The organism is Alteromonas abrolhosensis (genome assembly GCF_001953635.1).
Classification (GTDB): Bacteria; Pseudomonadota; Gammaproteobacteria; order Enterobacterales; family Alteromonadaceae; genus Alteromonas; species Alteromonas abrolhosensis.
The window spans coordinates 79,457-96,645 of sequence record NZ_MEJH01000012.1 but is presented as its reverse complement, the minus strand read 5'-3'; the positions used below and the strand labels follow the sequence as shown (position 1 = coordinate 96,645).

13 protein-coding genes and 1 riboswitch are annotated in these 17,189 nt (G+C 46.1%); of the genes, 3 read left to right on the top strand and 10 right to left on the bottom strand.

What is annotated here, in order from left to right:
• Window positions 1–16 precede the first annotated feature (16 nt).
• The gene (locus tag BGK61_RS19420) at window positions 17–625 is read right to left on the bottom strand and encodes a hypothetical protein (protein ID WP_234349482.1); all 609 of its coding nucleotides are present in this window, start codon (window positions 623–625) and stop codon (window positions 17–19) included.
• Between the two features lie 37 nt (window positions 626–662).
• The gene (locus tag BGK61_RS16070) at window positions 663–1,220 is read right to left on the bottom strand and encodes a manganese efflux pump MntP (RefSeq protein ID WP_076011822.1); all 558 of its coding nucleotides are present in this window, start codon (window positions 1,218–1,220) and stop codon (window positions 663–665) included.
• Between the two features lie 19 nt (window positions 1,221–1,239).
• Window positions 1,240–1,400: riboswitch (yybP-ykoY riboswitch) on the bottom strand.
• 612 nt (window positions 1,401–2,012) lie between these two features.
• On the opposite strand from BGK61_RS16070, the gene BGK61_RS16065 reads away from it, so the two are divergent.
• Window positions 2,013–2,570: a YceB family lipoprotein gene (locus BGK61_RS16065; protein ID WP_014999485.1), complete on the top strand. Its 558-nt coding sequence runs from the start codon at window positions 2,013–2,015 to the stop codon at window positions 2,568–2,570.
• A gap of 26 nt (window positions 2,571–2,596) precedes the next feature.
• Here the strand turns inward: BGK61_RS16065 and BGK61_RS16060 are convergent, their stop codons facing one another.
• Entirely contained in the window at window positions 2,597–4,012 is a 1,416-nt protein-coding gene (locus tag BGK61_RS16060) for an MBL fold metallo-hydrolase RNA specificity domain-containing protein (RefSeq protein WP_076011821.1), read from the bottom strand.
• Between the two features lies 1 nt (window position 4,013).
• The gene (locus tag BGK61_RS16055; protein WP_076011820.1) at window positions 4,014–5,687 is read right to left on the bottom strand and encodes a Na/Pi cotransporter family protein; all 1,674 of its coding nucleotides are present in this window, start codon (window positions 5,685–5,687) and stop codon (window positions 4,014–4,016) included.
• 270 nt (window positions 5,688–5,957) lie between these two features.
• Here BGK61_RS16055 and BGK61_RS16050 point away from each other — a divergent pair, with 270 nt between their 5' ends.
• The gene (locus BGK61_RS16050) at window positions 5,958–7,667 is read left to right on the top strand and encodes a protein adenylyltransferase SelO family protein (RefSeq protein WP_076026113.1); all 1,710 of its coding nucleotides are present in this window, start codon (window positions 5,958–5,960) and stop codon (window positions 7,665–7,667) included.
• A gap of 26 nt (window positions 7,668–7,693) precedes the next feature.
• Here the strand turns inward: BGK61_RS16050 and BGK61_RS16045 are convergent, their stop codons facing one another.
• From BGK61_RS16045 to BGK61_RS16035, 3 genes are all read right to left on the bottom strand, one after another.
• Complete coding sequence (locus BGK61_RS16045) at window positions 7,694–8,899, bottom strand: M24 family metallopeptidase (protein ID WP_076012835.1); 1,206 nt, start codon at window positions 8,897–8,899, stop codon at window positions 7,694–7,696.
• A 186-nt stretch (window positions 8,900–9,085) separates the two neighbouring features.
• Window positions 9,086–10,204, bottom strand: a complete 1,119-nt coding sequence (locus BGK61_RS16040; protein ID WP_076012836.1) for an adenosylhomocysteinase — start codon at window positions 10,202–10,204, stop codon at window positions 9,086–9,088.
• 60 nt (window positions 10,205–10,264) lie between these two features.
• On the bottom strand, window positions 10,265–12,019 hold the full coding sequence (locus tag BGK61_RS16035) for a sensor domain-containing diguanylate cyclase (RefSeq protein ID WP_076012837.1): 1,755 nt from the start codon (window positions 12,017–12,019) through the stop codon (window positions 10,265–10,267).
• 264 nt (window positions 12,020–12,283) lie between these two features.
• Between BGK61_RS16035 and BGK61_RS16030 the strand changes: the two genes are divergently transcribed.
• Entirely contained in the window at window positions 12,284–13,216 is a 933-nt protein-coding gene (locus BGK61_RS16030; protein WP_076012838.1) for an AEC family transporter, read from the top strand.
• A gap of 140 nt (window positions 13,217–13,356) precedes the next feature.
• On the opposite strand, the gene pedF is transcribed toward BGK61_RS16030, so the two are convergent.
• The 3 genes from pedF to BGK61_RS16015 form a co-directional block, all read right to left on the bottom strand.
• Complete coding sequence (gene pedF, locus BGK61_RS16025) at window positions 13,357–13,854, bottom strand: cytochrome c-550 PedF (RefSeq protein WP_014999493.1); 498 nt, start codon at window positions 13,852–13,854, stop codon at window positions 13,357–13,359.
• 314 nt (window positions 13,855–14,168) lie between these two features.
• On the bottom strand, window positions 14,169–15,956 hold the full coding sequence (locus BGK61_RS16020; protein ID WP_014977357.1) for a PQQ-dependent methanol/ethanol family dehydrogenase: 1,788 nt from the start codon (window positions 15,954–15,956) through the stop codon (window positions 14,169–14,171).
• Between the two features lie 294 nt (window positions 15,957–16,250).
• Window positions 16,251–17,159: a substrate-binding periplasmic protein gene (locus tag BGK61_RS16015; protein ID WP_076012904.1), complete on the bottom strand. Its 909-nt coding sequence runs from the start codon at window positions 17,157–17,159 to the stop codon at window positions 16,251–16,253.
• Window positions 17,160–17,189: the final 30 nt, after the last annotated feature.

The window sequence follows — 17,189 nt, the reverse complement described above, 5'->3', positions numbered from 1 at the left end:
ATTGTAGACGTATAGCCTATAAACTCTCTAAATCAAACACGCCTTGCTTTGAGAGCTTTTCGTTCAATGGTTTCACTTCTTCGCCAAATAAGGTTTCTAGCTGCACTTTATATTGCTGCCACTTTGCCTCTAAGTCTTCCAACCTTTTCAGTGCACCAGCTTGTGCAGGCGCCCCTGTTCTGTCGAAGTTGTCCATTAAGAAGCGTACTTGTCTGTCGAGCATATTCGGCCAGTTAATGTCATCTTCAAAAGTTTGATGTTTGGGCTGAATAACCAACGCTTCCCAGTCATCGATTGCACTAACAATGCGCTCGATTGAAGCCGACACATCGCTTGCCAGCATTACGTTATCTTCAGACACACCGTCTAATTGTGCTCGCACATCACGGGCGCCATTCCAGCCGCCAAACAGTTTTACATTCTCGATGCAGTTCAATGGCTCACGTCGAAGATCCCATTCAAATTCGTTGTAACCCGCTTTTGTTGCAGGGTGTTTGAATTTAACAGGGCTGCGAACGTCTTCGTTACCCTTCGCGCACTTCTCAAACGCACTAGGCGCAGATGACAGTGTGCGAACCAGCTCGTTATCGGCATTAAATACCGCACAAGAAATTTCTACAATCACAACTTGAAGATAAATGACTGTCCTTCCTCTTTTATGACTAGAGTGTGTGACTCACAAAGATCCAAGTACCAACCGAAACAAGTATAATGCCACCAAATGTCTCTGCTCGCTTACCTATCAGTGTTCCCATAACACTGCCCAACATAATGCCAATAGTTACCATAGAAAAAGTGGCTATCCCAATTAACGTCGCAGCAATAGCAATGTTCACGTCAATTAGCGCGAGACTTGCACCCACTGCCATTGCGTCGATGCTTGTGCCTAACGCAGTAATACACAACAAAATAAAGGATTGTTTTTGAGACGTTGTCTCTTCTTCGGCAGGTTTCAGGCTCTCGAGTACCATATGAACACCTAAACCAGAAAGAATGATTAGCGCAATCCAATGATCCCATGCTTCAACGTATGAAGACGCTGCGCGACCAATGAACCAGCCTATAAATGGGGTTGCTGCCTCTATTAGTCCGAACAAAAGGCCAATTTTAAGGGCAAAACTTAAACAAGGGCGGTTGATTTTGACACCTTTGCCTATCGCGGCGGCAAACGCATCTGTTGACATAGCAAAGGCTAGCAAGATAAGAGCGAAGATACTCACAGTTTTAGAACTCCGGTCAGGCTAATTGAGTCCACGACAAATCCACACACCTGACCTTTAAGCGTGGACTTATCGATGGTCTCGCCAACCAATAGGTGTTTGTACCATGGTAATGTGACCAATTATGTTGATACAAACTTTTCCATTTGAAACGGAAACAGGCTACTCCCCAACCGAGGGCGACACGGTAATACAGTCGCCATAAACTAATCAAGTTGATTGCGACAAACTGCCCAACTTGAGATATAAATGACGGCATGTTCACGCTCTTTCGATTGCGCATATACCATCAGTGGTCATGCGCTCTATTATACCAGTCCGCATAGATAATTACCCACTCAGCGAGAGTTAAAATGTTCGTAATCGCGGCGTGTTACCGCAGGTATAGTGGTTCTACATCAAGGTGACACAACAAAGAGTACGGACATTTTAAACTCGCCCTTCGGGAAGGTCTGGCAAGCTTCCTAGCTTCATTCTGGGAATTTGAAAGGGAACAGCCATTCCTGCATTCCCACGCTTCGCTAGGAAACTTGCCAGCGCCTTCTGAGTGGGCAATTATCTATGCGGATTGGTATTATTAAGTGTTGGCAACCCAGTATTTTTTAAGCGTTACGCTTCGCGCCTCTCTCCTACTTATGGATTCCCCGAATAAGCCGCTGTCTTGGCGGTTTAACGATTTCAGTGTTTATTCCTTACCTGAGCCCTTATAATACAAGCACTTCGTTGTTGCAGCATGAGTATTCAAGGCTCACGCTGTGTAAACCAACACCCTATTGCTTAAAGAGACATTGTATGAGATTTCTACTTTCTTTGGTTTTCGCTATAACTATCGCTGGATGCTCTACCCTTTCACAGCTTTCGGTGTATACCATTTCCAATGCAGAGTTAGAGCAAGTACTTGATAGCCAAGTAACCGAGTTACAAAAACGGACGTCACTTGCCGGTATTCCACTTTATTTAGACGTGGAAGATATGACAGCAACTATAGGTCCAGATGGCAGAGACGTGGTTCAGCTAGGCGCTATTGCCACAGCTCGTATAAGTGCTTTTGGTTTGAATTACCCTGCAAAGGTAAGTCTTGCATTAGAGGGTACGCCCTACTACGACAGTGAAGAAAAGGCGATATTTGTGCGTTCGCTGTCGCTGCTAGATAGCACTATTGATGCGGGTGGCTTTAGAGGTAACTTAGCGCCAGTTAGCAGTGAATTCATGCAGCTCATTAACGGTTACCTGGCGTCCAACCCTGTTTACCGATTAGATTCAACAAACAGGGCCGTCAGCCTGCTATCAAGCGTGCCTTTGCAGCTCACGGTTGAGCAAGGCCAACTGGCGCTTAGACCGAAGCAATAACACAGTGGCTGTTACTTTCAAGCCGGTTAAAAGCGTATTGTGTCGTTTAGTTGTGGAATAGTAACATTCCACCCTTTTTCTCTTATGGCGCTTTGCAATTCTTGTTTAGCGCCGTCCTCACCGTGAACTAGGTAAACTTTCGGTTGCTTAGTAAAATGCGATAGCCAGCCGATGAGCTGCTCTTGACTTGCGTGTGCTGAAAACCCGCCTAGCGTATGAATTTGGGCGCGAACTACAATGTCCTCGCCAGCCATTTTAATATGTGTAGCCCCGTCGATAATTTTTCGTCCGGGCGTACCCATTGCTTGAAAGCCTACGAATACCACGTGAGATTGTTTGCGCCATAGATTCTGTTTTAAGTGATGCCGTATTCTTCCTCCGTTACACATGCCACTACCAGCAATAATGATGGCGCCGCTAACAACTTTATTTAGGGCAATAGACTCTTCAGTTGACGTTGTGTAGCTTAAAATGGGCAGTAAGGAATGTAAGCTTTGATTGTGGCTATGCGCACGCTCAGCACTATCTTCAATAGCGTCTAAATCTTCCTCATTATAAACATCTTGGTAACGGTGATATATCTCGGTAACCGCGATGGCCATCGGGCTATCTAGAAATACTTTTTGATGACGCAATTTACCCTGTTGATAAAGTTCACCTAAGCGAAAAATGATTTCTTGGGTTCGCCCAACCGCAAATGACGGAATGAGGATGTTTCCGCCATTCTCACTGGCCTGCAAAATCACCTCTTCAAACTCATCGAGGGTGTCTTTCATTGAGCGGTGGTTGCGATCGCCATAGGTCGACTCTAAAAGCACGATATCAGCATCGGTGACTATGTCTGGGTCGCGGAGCAATGCAGCCTGCGAATTGCCAAGATCGCCAGAAAAGACCAGCTTTTTAGCCTGACCGTTTTCAGTAATAAATATTTCCACTATTGCTGAACCAAGAATGTGCCCAGCATCAGCGAAGTTAATTTCCACGTCTTGCGTGATTTTACGCTTGGTGTGGTAGCGAGTTGGTATGCATAGTTTCATCACACCGTCCACTTCCTCTTGGCGATACAGGGGTTCGATGAGCGGTTTGCCCGAACGCTGCCGCCGCTTGTTCTCCCACTCAGCATCCCGCTCCTGCAAAGAAGCGGCATCTTTTAGCAACACTTCAATGAGATCAACCGTTGGCCGTGTCATATAAATAGGCCCGCTATAGCCCTCTCTCAACAATATAGGTAATCGCCCGGAATGGTCTAAGTGGGCGTGTGACAGAATCACCGCATCAAGTTGACTGACATCCACTGGCAAGGGTTTATGGTTCTTCGCCTCTTCATCACGCCTGCCCTGGTACAGACCGCAATCTAAAAGCAAAGTACTGTGCGCAGTTTTGAGCAGGTGCATCGATCCTGTCACCCCCTCCACTGCACCTAAAAAAGTGAGTGTTGCCATATCAGGCTCCTTCAATTGTGTTCGAGTTATTCTGACTGTCGCCGTGTATTAAATTTGCTGTTGTTATACTGTCTTCAACTTGTTGAATACGCACAAAGACTTTGACCCACATTTGCACAATCTGCAGCAGGTACTCCATGCACTCAGTGGCATCTGTCATTTGGGTAACAGCAATGTCACCTTGTGTTGCCCCCATCACAAGTACTGATTTAACTTTGTGGTGTTCTTTGTCGAGTAAGTCAAACTGAAGACTTAACGCATCGCTGCTATCAAATTGTCTCCAGCGCACCATGCGCATGAACTCGTTAGTTACCGATAGGTAGTTAAGCAGTTGACCTTCCAGCTCAGCCTTGGTGAGGACATCCCGACGCCTGCTCAATGCAGAAATAGCGAGTGCCTTTTGCGCGCTAGATAGCATGTAGTGCTCTACTCGCATGAGCGAGGCCAATGCTTTTGTGGTTTCTTCACTTAAAGCTGCACGCTCTACGTCTACAATAAATTGCGATATGTGTTGGCATAGCGCCTCAACGCCATGTATGTCGTTTTCAACGGCAGTTATTTCACTACTTTGTTGAGAAAACAGTTTGGGGTAAACATGTAAAAAGCGGTCGGATACTGACAACAATTCTAAGATGAGTGCGTTTACTGCCAGGTCAGGGGTTTGAGCAATATTTTTGTCCAAATGCTTAGGTTTTGAGGCCTCTTCTTCAAGTGACACAAAGCGCTGCTCAAGAAAGCTTGCCAGTCTGTCATTCAAAGGAAAGATAAGTGCCACACCCAGTAAATTAAACAGTGTATGGAAAATGGCTAAGGTGATTCCTGGGTCAGCGTCTATTTCTGCAACCGCCGTTATCCAATGGATTAGCCCAAACAACAGAGGTAAAATAAGCGCAGCCACAACGGCGGTCACTACGTTAAACACAACTTGTGCAGCGGCAACGCGCTTCGCGCTAGAGGTAGCGCCAATTGAAGCAAACATAGCCGTAGAGGTTGTGCCTATATTTGCACCAATAACCATTGCGCCGGCGGCATAAATACCCACCATGCCTGAAGTTGCCGCGGTGATGGTAAGCGCGATAGATGCACTAGATGACTGGGTTAGCACTGTCATTACAAAGCCAATCACTAGGTACATAAGAAAACCTTCAACGCCTTCAGCTTTAAACTGACTAAGATCAAAGGTACTTACTATTCCTTCAAAGGCTGTTTTTAAACTGTCTATCCCTACAAAGAAAAGACCAAAGCCGGCGATGGCGATACCGACTGACGCTAAACGGCTATTGGGCTTTAATAATTTCAGGATCATGCCTACGCCTATCATAGGCAAAGCAACGGCCTGAATATTTAATTTAAAGCCTACCATTGCGACAAGCCAGCCTGTCATGGTGGTGCCGATGTTGGCGCCGTACACTATACCTAAGGCATGGCGCATACTCAGTAAACCGGCGTTAACAAAGCCTAAAGATGCCACGGTGACTGCACTTGAGGACTGCACCAAAGCGGTCATTGCCGCACCCGACACCACGCCTCTAAATGGCGTTTTGCTCCATTTAGCGAGCAATGTGCGCAGCGCATTACCTGCTGCCAATTTGAGCCCGTCAGTCATCATTCCGATGGCAAGTAAGAACAGACCTAACCCACCAATTATGCTACCCAGCAGTACGACACTTTCCATCTACCAGCCTCTTTGCTTTATTCATCGCCGACCATTCGCTATTTCTGATCATTTCTTCTGAGCACTTCGCCAATAAGTAAAAGTCGCGGTTGGCGCTTCATGCCTTCATAAAAGTATAGATAAGAGTACAATGCGCGTAAGTCTCATTGTTTGTTCTTGGTCAAACAATGAAGAAATACAGCAACGCAATGCACAACCGTTCAGGGGCTCAACTTGATGATTGAGCACTCGGCAAATGAGTAATAAACCACGGCTACGCAACAAAAGGTGATGGAAGTGACAGAACGTATCAAAACGCTAGATGAATTCGCAAAGCATGTAGATTACTCTTTGCTCGACACGCTCAGTCCAGATCCACAAGCAACCATTGACGGTAACGACCATGACCCGCGCCAAGTGTTCTCTGGTCACTATGTGCCGGTTACTCCGACCCCATTAAGTGCACCGACATACATTGCGCACAGCAAAACTCTGTTTGCCGAATTAGGCTTAGACGACAGCTTGGCTACATCGAAAGATTTCACCCAGCTTTTTTCAGGTGATATGTCGGGTGTACCCGCCCCAATGAAACCTTACGGCTGGGCAACTGGCTACGCACTTTCCATTTATGGGACGGAATACACACAGCAGTGCCCGTTTAGAACGGGGAACGGCTACGGTGACGGACGAGCAATCTCTATTGTTGAAGCAGTATTAAACGGCAAGCGTTGGGAAATGCAGTTAAAAGGCGCGGGTCGCACGCCTTACTGCCGTGGCGCCGATGGGCGCGCCGTATTGCGCTCTAGCGTGCGCGAATTTTTAGTGCAAGAGCACATGCACGCCCTTGGCGTTCCCACCTCACGCTCTCTTAGCTTGTTTATGTCTGAATCAGACACAGTAGACAGACCCTGGTATCGCGAAGGCTCTCATTCTTATGAGCCTGAAGTGATGGTCGAAAATATCACGGCAATCTCCACACGCGTTGCCCCTTCCTTCTTGCGCGTTGGGCAAATTGAGCTTTTTGCTAGGCGTGCTCGCTGCAACGAACACAGCGAAGCGCTAAACGAACTAAAAACCATTGTTAAGCACCTTATCGAGCGAGAGTACTCAAGTGAAATAGACACAACTGCGCCGTTTGAAGAGCAAGTGGTAACGCTGGCTAAGCTATTTAGAAGCCGGTTAACTCACCTTGTATCTGAGTGGGTTCGCGTGGGTTACTGTCAGGGCAATTTTAATAGCGACAACTGCGCCGCAGGAGGATTTACGCTGGATTACGGGCCATTCGGCTTTTGTGAATTTTTTGAAGCAGACTACCAACCTTGGACAGGCGGCGGTCGTCACTTCTCGTTTTTAAACCAGCCCATTGCCGCGCAAAAGAACTTTGACATGTTTTGCCGCACTCTGATGCCCCTACTTGAAGGCGACAGTGAACAGCTCTCTGAGCTTAACGAGGTCAACGACGGCTTTTCTGGCGTTATGGAGCGGGCTATGGAAAGCATGTGGGCAACGAAGCTTGGCATTGCCAGCTACGACCATGACTTGCTAATTAAGCTGCTGCAATTAATGCTGCGCACAGGCGTAGACTACAATATTTTTTTCCGAGAGCTATCGTCAATTCCTGAAGATATGGCGAGTTTGGCGAAAAGCTTTTACTACCCGCCTAAGGCTGAGGTCATGACAGAATGGGAAGCCTGGCTACAAACGTGGCGTAAGCGCGTTGAAAAAGACACTGAAGCACAAGGTGATGTAGCAAACCCTATTGCTGCTACCGCAGAGAATATGCGCCAAGCAAACCCTAAATTTACTTGGCGCGAGTGGCTAATTGTGCCTGCCTACAAAGCCGCAGAAAACGGTGACTTCACACAAATTCACGAACTTCAGAAGATACTTACTGCGCCTTATGATGAGCAATCAGAAGAGATAGCGAATAAGTATTACCAGCTACGGCCACTTGAATTTTTCAGCGCTGGCGGGGTCGCGCACTACAGCTGCTCTTCGTAACAAAGAGCAGCTTCATTTTAGTTTACTTACAAAGAGTCGATAGATTCACTTGGTTCAGTAAACCACACCGGGCTATCTTCGGTCATATAGAAGTGATCTTCTAAGCGAATACCGAACTCGTTTGGCACTACGATCATAGGTTCGTTACTAAAACACATGCCAGATGCCAGCGGATGAGGATTGTCTTTGACTAAATACGGCCATTCGTGAATATCCATGCCTATGCCGTGCCCTGTTCGATGAGGTAAGCCTGGTAAGTTATAGTCTGGCCCTAAGCCATCTTTTGCTAAGCTGTCTCGCGCGGCTTTATCAACATCGCCACAGGGAACACCAACTTTTGCAGCGGTAAATGCGGCAAGCTGCGCGCGCTTTTCGCTTTCCCATAATGCTCGTTGCTTATCGGTTGGCTCGCCAAAACAATAGGTTCTCGTGATATCAGAGAGGTAGCCGTGCACCTTACAGCCGGTATCAATTAATACTAAGTCGTTCTTCTTTAGTACTTGAGGGTCTTTAACGCCGTGGGGAAACGAGGTGGCTTTTCCAAAAAGTACAATGCAAAAATAGTTACCAGCGGCCCCCACTTTTTTATGTGCATCGTTAATAAATGCTTCAACTTCTGTGGTGGTAATACCTTCATAAAGCATACTGGCAGTCGCTTTGTGCACAGCTAGGGTCATGTCCATAGCGCGTTGAATAAGCGCTAGTTCACTTTTTGATTTGTGCATGCGACAGTGTGCGGTAACCTCAGCGCCATTGATAATTTGCCATGGCTTTTTAAGCACTTTATTCAGACCATCTACGATAAAAAACTGGGTCGACTCATCTACACCCAGTTTATCGCCACCAGCGGTATTTAGCTTATCTAACATAGCTATGACAAGCGCGTATGGGCTCTCGTGCTCTTGCCAGCCAATTATGTCGCCTTCCACTAATTTGCGTTCGTTTAAAGAGTCGATTTCAAACGTAGGAGCCAGATATACAACATCACCTTTTGCAGGCAAAAGCGCACCGACTAAACGCTCACTGGCGTACCACTGCATTCCGGTAAAATACGCTAAGTTAGTACCAGCGTTTAAGTAGAGCGCACCAATGTCATTTTCCTGCATATAATGCTGCGCCTTGGCAATGCGGGCGTTGTATTCAGAGAGTTCTATGGGGCGAAGGTCGCCTGTCATGTTGACGAGGCTATCTAAAGCCTGTTGTGGTGTTTTTGTGCCTATTATTCTGCCCATTTTTTATCCCTACACTGGCGCAAGGCTGATTGTCTATTGAAGTGCTTATCAGCCCGCCTTAACTATGAATTTATTAAAACGGGCTCACTGTACAACATTCAATAGGAATGTCGAGATAAGCAGAGGTGGCTAGACCTTTTGTACTGCGTACTTAAAGTTAAACACTCTCTTATGATTCGCAGCGCTTTAAAGTGCACTTTTCCACGCGGCCTCTGGCAACAAGTACAAGCCTTTTTCGCTTTTTGCACCTTCATTCACAATATAGCCGATGCCCGCAGCCATGACGGCCAAGGTTACGTCGAAAGCATTAATGCTGTCACCATAGCCCGCAGTTAAGTTAAACATAGAGCCATCGGCTAGAAGATACAGTGTTTTATCGCCCAGTTTATAAGCATTTACATAAGGCATTGGCTCACTGTGAGTAGCGTTGTTTTTAAGATACGGCACATCAATTTCTTGAGCTACATGGCCTACATTTAAAATAAACGTTCCGTCTTTCATGTTGTCTAGATGATTCGAATTCACCACGCCATATGCGCCAGTTGCAGTAGCAATAACGTCAGCTTGACTAGCAGCTTCATTTAAATCGACCACTGGCCAGCCGTCGTATTTCGCTTGAAGCGCTCTTGCTGGGTCAAGCTCTGCTACTTGAACCTGTGCTCCGAAGGCCTTTGCTGAAGCAGCAACACCCTGCCCCACCAAACCATAGCCAATTACAACCACTACTTTTTCGTGCAGGGTTAAGTGGGTGGTTTGGAAGAAGGTTTGCCATGCGCTTAAACCCACCATGTGCCTATTGTGAAGCCCTTCTTTTACTGGCAAATCATCCCAGTTAAAAATTGGGTAGTTTGGCGCCATACCGTTTAAGCGGTTGATGCCAGAACCCGTCGCTTCTAAGCCCGATATAATGCTTGGAACTGGCTTGTTTGCTTTTATATTTTCATGAAGTCGGGTAGTCAGGTCGGCGCCCATTTCACACAAATGGGTGGGTTGCCACGCCAGCGCTTTATCAAATGACTCAGACCAATCAGCATAGCTCATATCACGCCATGCATGAGCCGTTGCACCTTTGTCTACAAGGTAAGACACCACATCGTCTTGCACCGTGGTGGGGTTACACGTGGTGAGAAAGATATTGCATCCTTTTGAAAGCAGTCCCTCAACTAACGGCGCCATTTTCAAATCTAAATGCATGTTACATGCAAGTTTAACGTTAGACAGGTCAGGGAGTGTGTCGATAGCCTTACGAGTGCGGGGCATGTGCAGACTAGCCCACGCCAACTCTGCTTGAAAATCTTGGTACATGAAAAGCTTACTCTGAAAAAACCAAAACAGAATAATACGTGAGAATGCTGAATTTATAAATCAGCTATCAATGCCACCTTCATTCCACAGGACAACCTTATTACGGCCATTGGCTTTCGCTAAATACATGGCTTTATCAGACTCTTTAATTAAAGCCTCAATGTCTTCTTTATCTGGCGAGGTACCTGCTACCCCAATACTTACCGTTATCCGAATTGATTTATCCACTTGCAGGGCAAAAAGATGGGTACGGAGATTTTCCGCAATCTGCTTGGCGTACTTGGCGTGAGTATTTGGTAAAAACACCAAAAACTCTTCGCCGCCCCAGCGAAAGGTAATATCAGAGCCCCTCACTTGCCCCTTAATTTCTTGAGCAACTTTTTTCAGCACTTTATCACCCATATCGTGACCGTACTTGTCGTTGACACATTTAAACCAATCCAAATCAATCAGCATGACAGACATATGCTTGTGACTGCGCTTCCCCAACTCCCAAATAGGGTAAACTAAATCGTCAAATGCGCGTCGGTTATATAGAGAAGTTAAGGGGTCTAAGCGAGCATTTCGTTCGGCATTTTCACATGCTTGCTGAACTTGTTTATAGTTAAAAGCCAGAGAAATTGATAACAGAGACATCTCTATGATCATCCCTATTTCAATGCAGCGAAACGCCCAGTTAGAGTATGGGAGTAGCCCCCAAACAACCAGACTCGATACTATTGCTCCCCCCGTACCAAACATAAAAGCGGGCACAAATAACTTCGCTAATACATCTCCGCTGCGATACGCCAAAATGCCAATAATTAACATCCAAATGGCAATAATGGTAAGCACAATCAATTGTGACAAAACCGCAATATAGCGATTACCTAAAACAGCGGTAATCATAGCCAGAATCCACAGAGCACTGTAAATGTGTTTTCTTGAACGATAAAGCCTAGGAAAATGAACCGGTATGTTAAGGAAGCCAAGGGTGAACCTTATTGCGCTCAAGGTGAAGAGAAACATAAGCGTGGGAATAAGCCACTGTTGAAGAAATACTGATTCAGGCCATAACCACCAGAAACCATGCCCTGTATAAGTAAAATTGAACGCTAGAAAGGAAAGAAGATATAGGGAATAGAGAAGATAGCGGCGTTCTCTGATATATGAATATAGGACTAAGTTGTATACTAAAAGTATGATCAATGTGCCATATAAAGCACCATAGAAATAAGCATTATTAGAAGACTTGGTTGCTGCAGCCTCAGGCGTTCCTACATGAATTGGAATGAGCAAAGGCTCTTGTGAGGCAAATCGAAAGACCACTAGTGTGTCGGGCTGGGTAAAGCGATGTGAAACAGAAGGGAGCCTGCCATCTTCTAGCACTGTGCTGTGCGTCTGATTATCACCAAGTTTAACGTGGCGCTTTCTCTCTCCATTCTCAAAGAAATAAAGCTCAATATCATCTATCCAGGCGGTGCCTATTTCTATCGTAAGGGGTAGAAAGGAAGCATCTTGTGAGCTGTTGCTCCGATTATTTGGAACAAGAACCCCGTAAGTATTTAAATCAACGGCTAACACGCCCCAAATAGTATTGGGTGTAAAGCCATAGCTTACTTGACCAGCAGTATTTTGAATCAACGCGTTCTGCTTGTATTTAACAAGAATGTCTTCAGCAGTAAGCTGAGTACCTTCCTCGTGATACATCCACAGTTTGTCGTTTACTAACTGCATTTTAGCTAGTGGCGCTGTACTTTTAGCGAAAGCACACGAGAGCCCGCCCCAGAAGGAATTAATTAATACAAAACCAATAAAGAAAAGAAATGCTCTCATACATCAATTCTTTCGAATAGGGGCTTTTGAACACGGGGGTAGTACCGGCATTGACGACCCTCGCTTACATAAATATTAAGTTACGCTTATCAAAACCGTTTGTGAATAGGTTAAATTGATCTATGTTCGCAATAGTGCTTGTTTTACCTTTTTTCGTTGCCTTTATCTAGGAGATTAAGCGGTTGAAGTTGTGATACCTGCTTATCCCAATGCGGCAATTTGTTGCTTTTTTTGAAATACACACGTGAAGGCTTACGTATTTTTATGCTTAGTTTTATTACCAGCACGCTTATTCCTGTTTTAATCCTTCTATTAATGGGGTGGCTATTTTTTCGAATTAAATGGCTCAATGAGGGGTTTATTGAAGCAGGCTCTAAACTGGTATTTAACGTAGCGCTTCCCGCCCTTTTATTTTTATCAATAGCACGAGCTGATTTTTCTAAAGCAGCTAACTTCACGCTTATAAGCGTGGGTATAGTTGGTACCCTTGTGGTTTTCACGGGGTTAATGATTTTCTCCCATTTCGCGGTGAAGCCTTACAATGCAAGAGGTGTTGTGGTTCAAGGCGGCTTTCGGGCCAATATGGGCATTATTGGCTTAGCCTATTGTGCCAATACCTATGGGCAAGAAGGGCTTGCTGTAGCCTCTGTTTACATGGGATGTGTCACCATGTTGTTTAACGTGTTATCTGTATTTGTCCTTAATTACTATCAAGGTGCGTCGCGCTCTTTACTAGGACAGGTTACAGGGATGGCGAAAAACCCATTAATTCTAGCTATCGCAGCGGCGCTACCTTTTTCTTATTTTGAGTGGCAACTACCTACCACCATAATTAAAACTGGTGAATATTTCGCTCAACTGACTCTGCCGCTTGCACTTATTTGTACAGGCGCTTCATTGCAGTTCCGCTCTTTTTCCAGTGATTGGTTCAATATCGTCCTTAGCACAACAAGTAAATGCGTGATTTATCCAACTGTACTGGTTGCTCTTGCCTACGCTTTTGGCTTTAGAGGGATGGAGCTGGGCATCGTTTTACTTCTGTCAATTTCACCAACCGCGGCGGCAAGCTACGTCATGGTGAGAAACTTAGGTGGGGATTACCGTCTCGCCGCGAGCATTATCGCCGTGAGCACATTAGCGTCGCTGCCTATAACTGCCCTTGCTTTTGGCGTATTAAGTAAATTACAGCTGGTGTGATGAAGTGACGCTTTGTTAGACGCAGTAGGATAGCAAACGTTGCTTAGCAGAAAGATTAGAGCGATGAAGGAGAACGGGATAAAGAAAAGCACCGGGCAACTCGACGTTAACCCGGCGAAAAAGGCGTAATTAACGCCACCCTAATCGGCTTCGATTTCACCCTCTTCAATGGCAACAACGCGACGCGCTTCAACGTAAGTTTTTATAGCCCACAGTGTCTCTTGGTCTAAGATAGGATCGGTTTGTCCTTCAGGGATACCGCCAAGTGCGGGCATGCCTTTCGCCGAGCCAAACCGCAAGCGCTCAACAAACCATTCGTCGTCTTCAATGCTCTCTGGATCCAGTTCGCGAAGATCTGGGTTGATTCCACCTGATTGCGCGTGCAAGCCGTGACAGCCAGCACAATTATTTGCATAAGCTGATTCACCAAATTTGATAACTTTTGTTTTGGTATCGTCGTCTAGGCTTCGGTAAGGGTTGGTAAATACCCAGCCATTTTCAGACTCATCGCCATCAGTAATTGGCGGCATAGCAGAGCTATCTGCTCCTTGAGGGATAACATTTCCGTGTGCTAGCACGTGGCTAGAAAAGCCCGTTACCACGAGTGCAGCAAACAACATCGATATTTTTGTTTTCATAATTCATACATCCTCGAAAGACTATGGATTAAGTATACTTACGAGGAAATAAGGGGTAACTCTACTTTGGTTTTGAAAGGCTCCTCCTTTGGTAGGAGGCCACATTGATAGCCACTGAAAAGCGTTTGGCTTACATTTGTTGCTTCAAATGGTGACGGTATATTCAGCATCGAAATTGACGCTGATGAAAGTGGTGTAAAACTCGCCTTCTTTATGCTGCGAAGTACGTAAATAGCGGAAAAAGGCGATGAATAAAATGGCCAGCGCACGTTAGCGCTGGCCATGCAATTATCAGTGTTTTACGCTTGGGAATGTTAGTTTTTTGCCACCTGCTGATAGCGCTTCGGCAATTTAAACGTCCACACGGTGCCGCCTTGGTTGAAGTGCTTCACACGTTTAGCAACTTCACCGCCCCATAATGGCACTGCGCCGCCCCATCCTGATAGTACAGAGATGTACTGCTCACCATCCATCTCCCATGTCACTGGAGAGCCAACAATACCTGAGCCAGTTTGGAACTTGTAAACCATTTCGCCGGTTTTGTCGTCAAAGGCCATCAGATAACCTTCAGGGTTACCGGTCCAAACCAAACCACCACCTGTGGTTAACACGCCGCCCCAAAGTGGAGAGAAGTTGTTGTAGCGCCAAACGGTTTTACCTGTTTTAGGGTCAATCGCTTTAAGTACGCCGATAAAGTCCTCATTCACTGATTTGATGGTGAAACCAGCACCTAGGTACGCTGCACCTTTCTTGTAAGAGGTAGGCTCGTTCCAGATATCCATTTCCCATTCATTTGAAGGCACATAGAAGAGTTCAGTATCCTTTGAATAGGCCATTGGCATCCAGTTTTTACCACCTAAGAACGCAGGGCGAGCGACAACCTGTGCGCCTTGTTTACCATCAGCTGATTGCGCTGGGCTTCCTGGGCGATTTTCTTCAATGTAGATAGGTCGACCTTTTTCATCCAGCCCCTTTGCCCAGTTCAATTTGTCAACGAACGGGAAGCCGCGAATGAAGTCACCGTTTTCGCGGTTAAGGACGTAGAAAAAGCCGTTTCTGTCGGCGGTAGCCGCCGCTTTCACTGTCTTGCCGTTTTCCTGGTAGTCAAACGAGATAAGCTCGTTTACGCCATCGAAGTCCCAGCCATCGTGTGGCGTGGTTTGGAAGTGCCACACAATTTTTCCTGTATTAGGGTCGATAGCTAAGCGCGACGACGAGAAGTAGTTATCGCCCGGACGTAGGTGAGAGTTCCACGGTGCAGGGTTACCCGTACCGAAGAATAGCAAGCCCGTATCTGAGTCGTAAGTACCACCTAGCCACGTTGCTGCACCACCGGTTTTCCATAAATCAGCAGGCCATGTTTTACCTGGCGCGCCGCCTGAAATTCCATTTTCGGTTTTCTTACCGTCTTTCCATAAGTACCCCATGTGCCCTTCAACGGTAGGTCTAACCCATAGCTGTTTGCCAGACTTCGCGTCGTAAGCATACACTTTACCGACGATCCCGAACTCACCACCGGAGATGCCTGTAATGACTTTTCCGTCAACTACAATAGGCGCTGCAGTAATGGCGTAGCCCGCTCGATAGTCTTCAACCTTTTTCTTCCAAACGGTTTTGCCCGTGTCTTTATCCAGTGCTACTAGCTTGGCGTCCAAGGTGCCAAATATGACCAGATTATCGTAAAGCGCAACGCCACGGTTTATCACGTCACAGCAAGGCATAATGCCGTCGGGCAAACGCGCCTCATATTGCCATAGCTCTTCACCAGTTCTCGCATCAATGGCCCACACACGAGAGTAAGATCCGGTTACATACATCACGCCATCTTTTACCAGAGGCTGCGATTCTTGACCCCGCTGCTTTTCACCACCTAATGAAAACGCCCACACAGGACGTACTTCTTCTACTGTATCGCGGTTAATGGCGGTTAACGGGCTATAGCGCTGAGCTTTCAAGCCCATTCCATACGTCACTACGTCGTCAGTGGTAACGTGGTCATTTTGAATATCTTTGTCGGTGACAACAGCATGGACAGGAGTTAACGCACTTGCACAAACCAGCATAGATAGGGCAAGTTTTTTAATTGGCATATTATTATTCATAACGGTTCCTAGTTGCATGTAGGCCATAAATGGTCTGTTTCAGACTATTCGTTAGGATTAGCATAGCTAGGGGGGATGTCGATGCCTATGCAACAGCGGAGTGATTTGACTCCTCCTTTAGGAGGAGGAATGAAGGGCTATTTTCCCTTTTGTTTAACACCTTTACGCTTTCACGTCTTTTTAAAGTAATGCGTTCTTCCAATACTGATAGCAGTGCTTAAGATAATAAAGCTGATGGCCACAGAAGTATTGCCTAAAGTACTTTCGTTCTGAACGCTATTGTTCAGAGTGCGCTTATTCTGAAAGCTCTTGCCCCGCAAAATAGGGCGGCATCTCATAAATGGTTTTGTATTTCTCAAATAACCGTTGCATATCACCCTCTACCACCATTCGCGTAATTACATCACCAATTTCATAGCCAAGCGCGCGATAATTAGTATGAACAGCAAGTCCTATGTCCCACTTTTGCTTTCCAATGAGCGGAAACGCGTTGCTTGCAAGGCGATATTGCTCATTATCAACAAACTGACTGAGGTAGGATATTTGCGAGCGCAATCCCATTACCGCTTCGACGGTTCCCGCTTTCATTGCGTCAATCGCTTCTGCGTTTGAACCATAGTGCGATGTTTTTTCTCGCAATCGGCCGCCAAACGCTGACGTTAAGTAGAAGTGGGGGATACTGTCTATTTCCGCACCAATCGTGTGATACTGAAACATGCCCATGGTTTCCACTTCGGGCAAGGTGTGCGTGTTGTGAATGATTTGCCAGCTTTCACGCTGATAGGGGGCAAACATATGAACGAGCTCATTAACCAACAAGCCCACGTCGTCACGTTTTTGAGAAAAGCTTGGGTCGTAAGGCGCGCGCATCATCACATCGGCCTTAATGCGGTGAATTATATGGCCCTTCCATAGGTAATTTCTGAAATCGTCCTCTGTCGTTTCACCTGGTGTCATCCATATCAGTTCTAGCTCAACACCAAGGGCGCTCGCGATTTCACGGGCGATATCAATATCAATACCTGTGGGGCTGTCGTTTTCAAAAAATGAAAATGGAGGATAGTCGGTGTACACCGCAATTCTAATTAAACCGCTGTCTTTAATATCGTCTAACGATCTTGCTTGCACGAACGCAGAAAGCGCAGAAACCGTTATCAGGCAGAGTAAAATGAAAATAACTCGAAAAGGTTTAACTAACTGCACAGCTTACCCACTTATTCAATCGAACTTCGT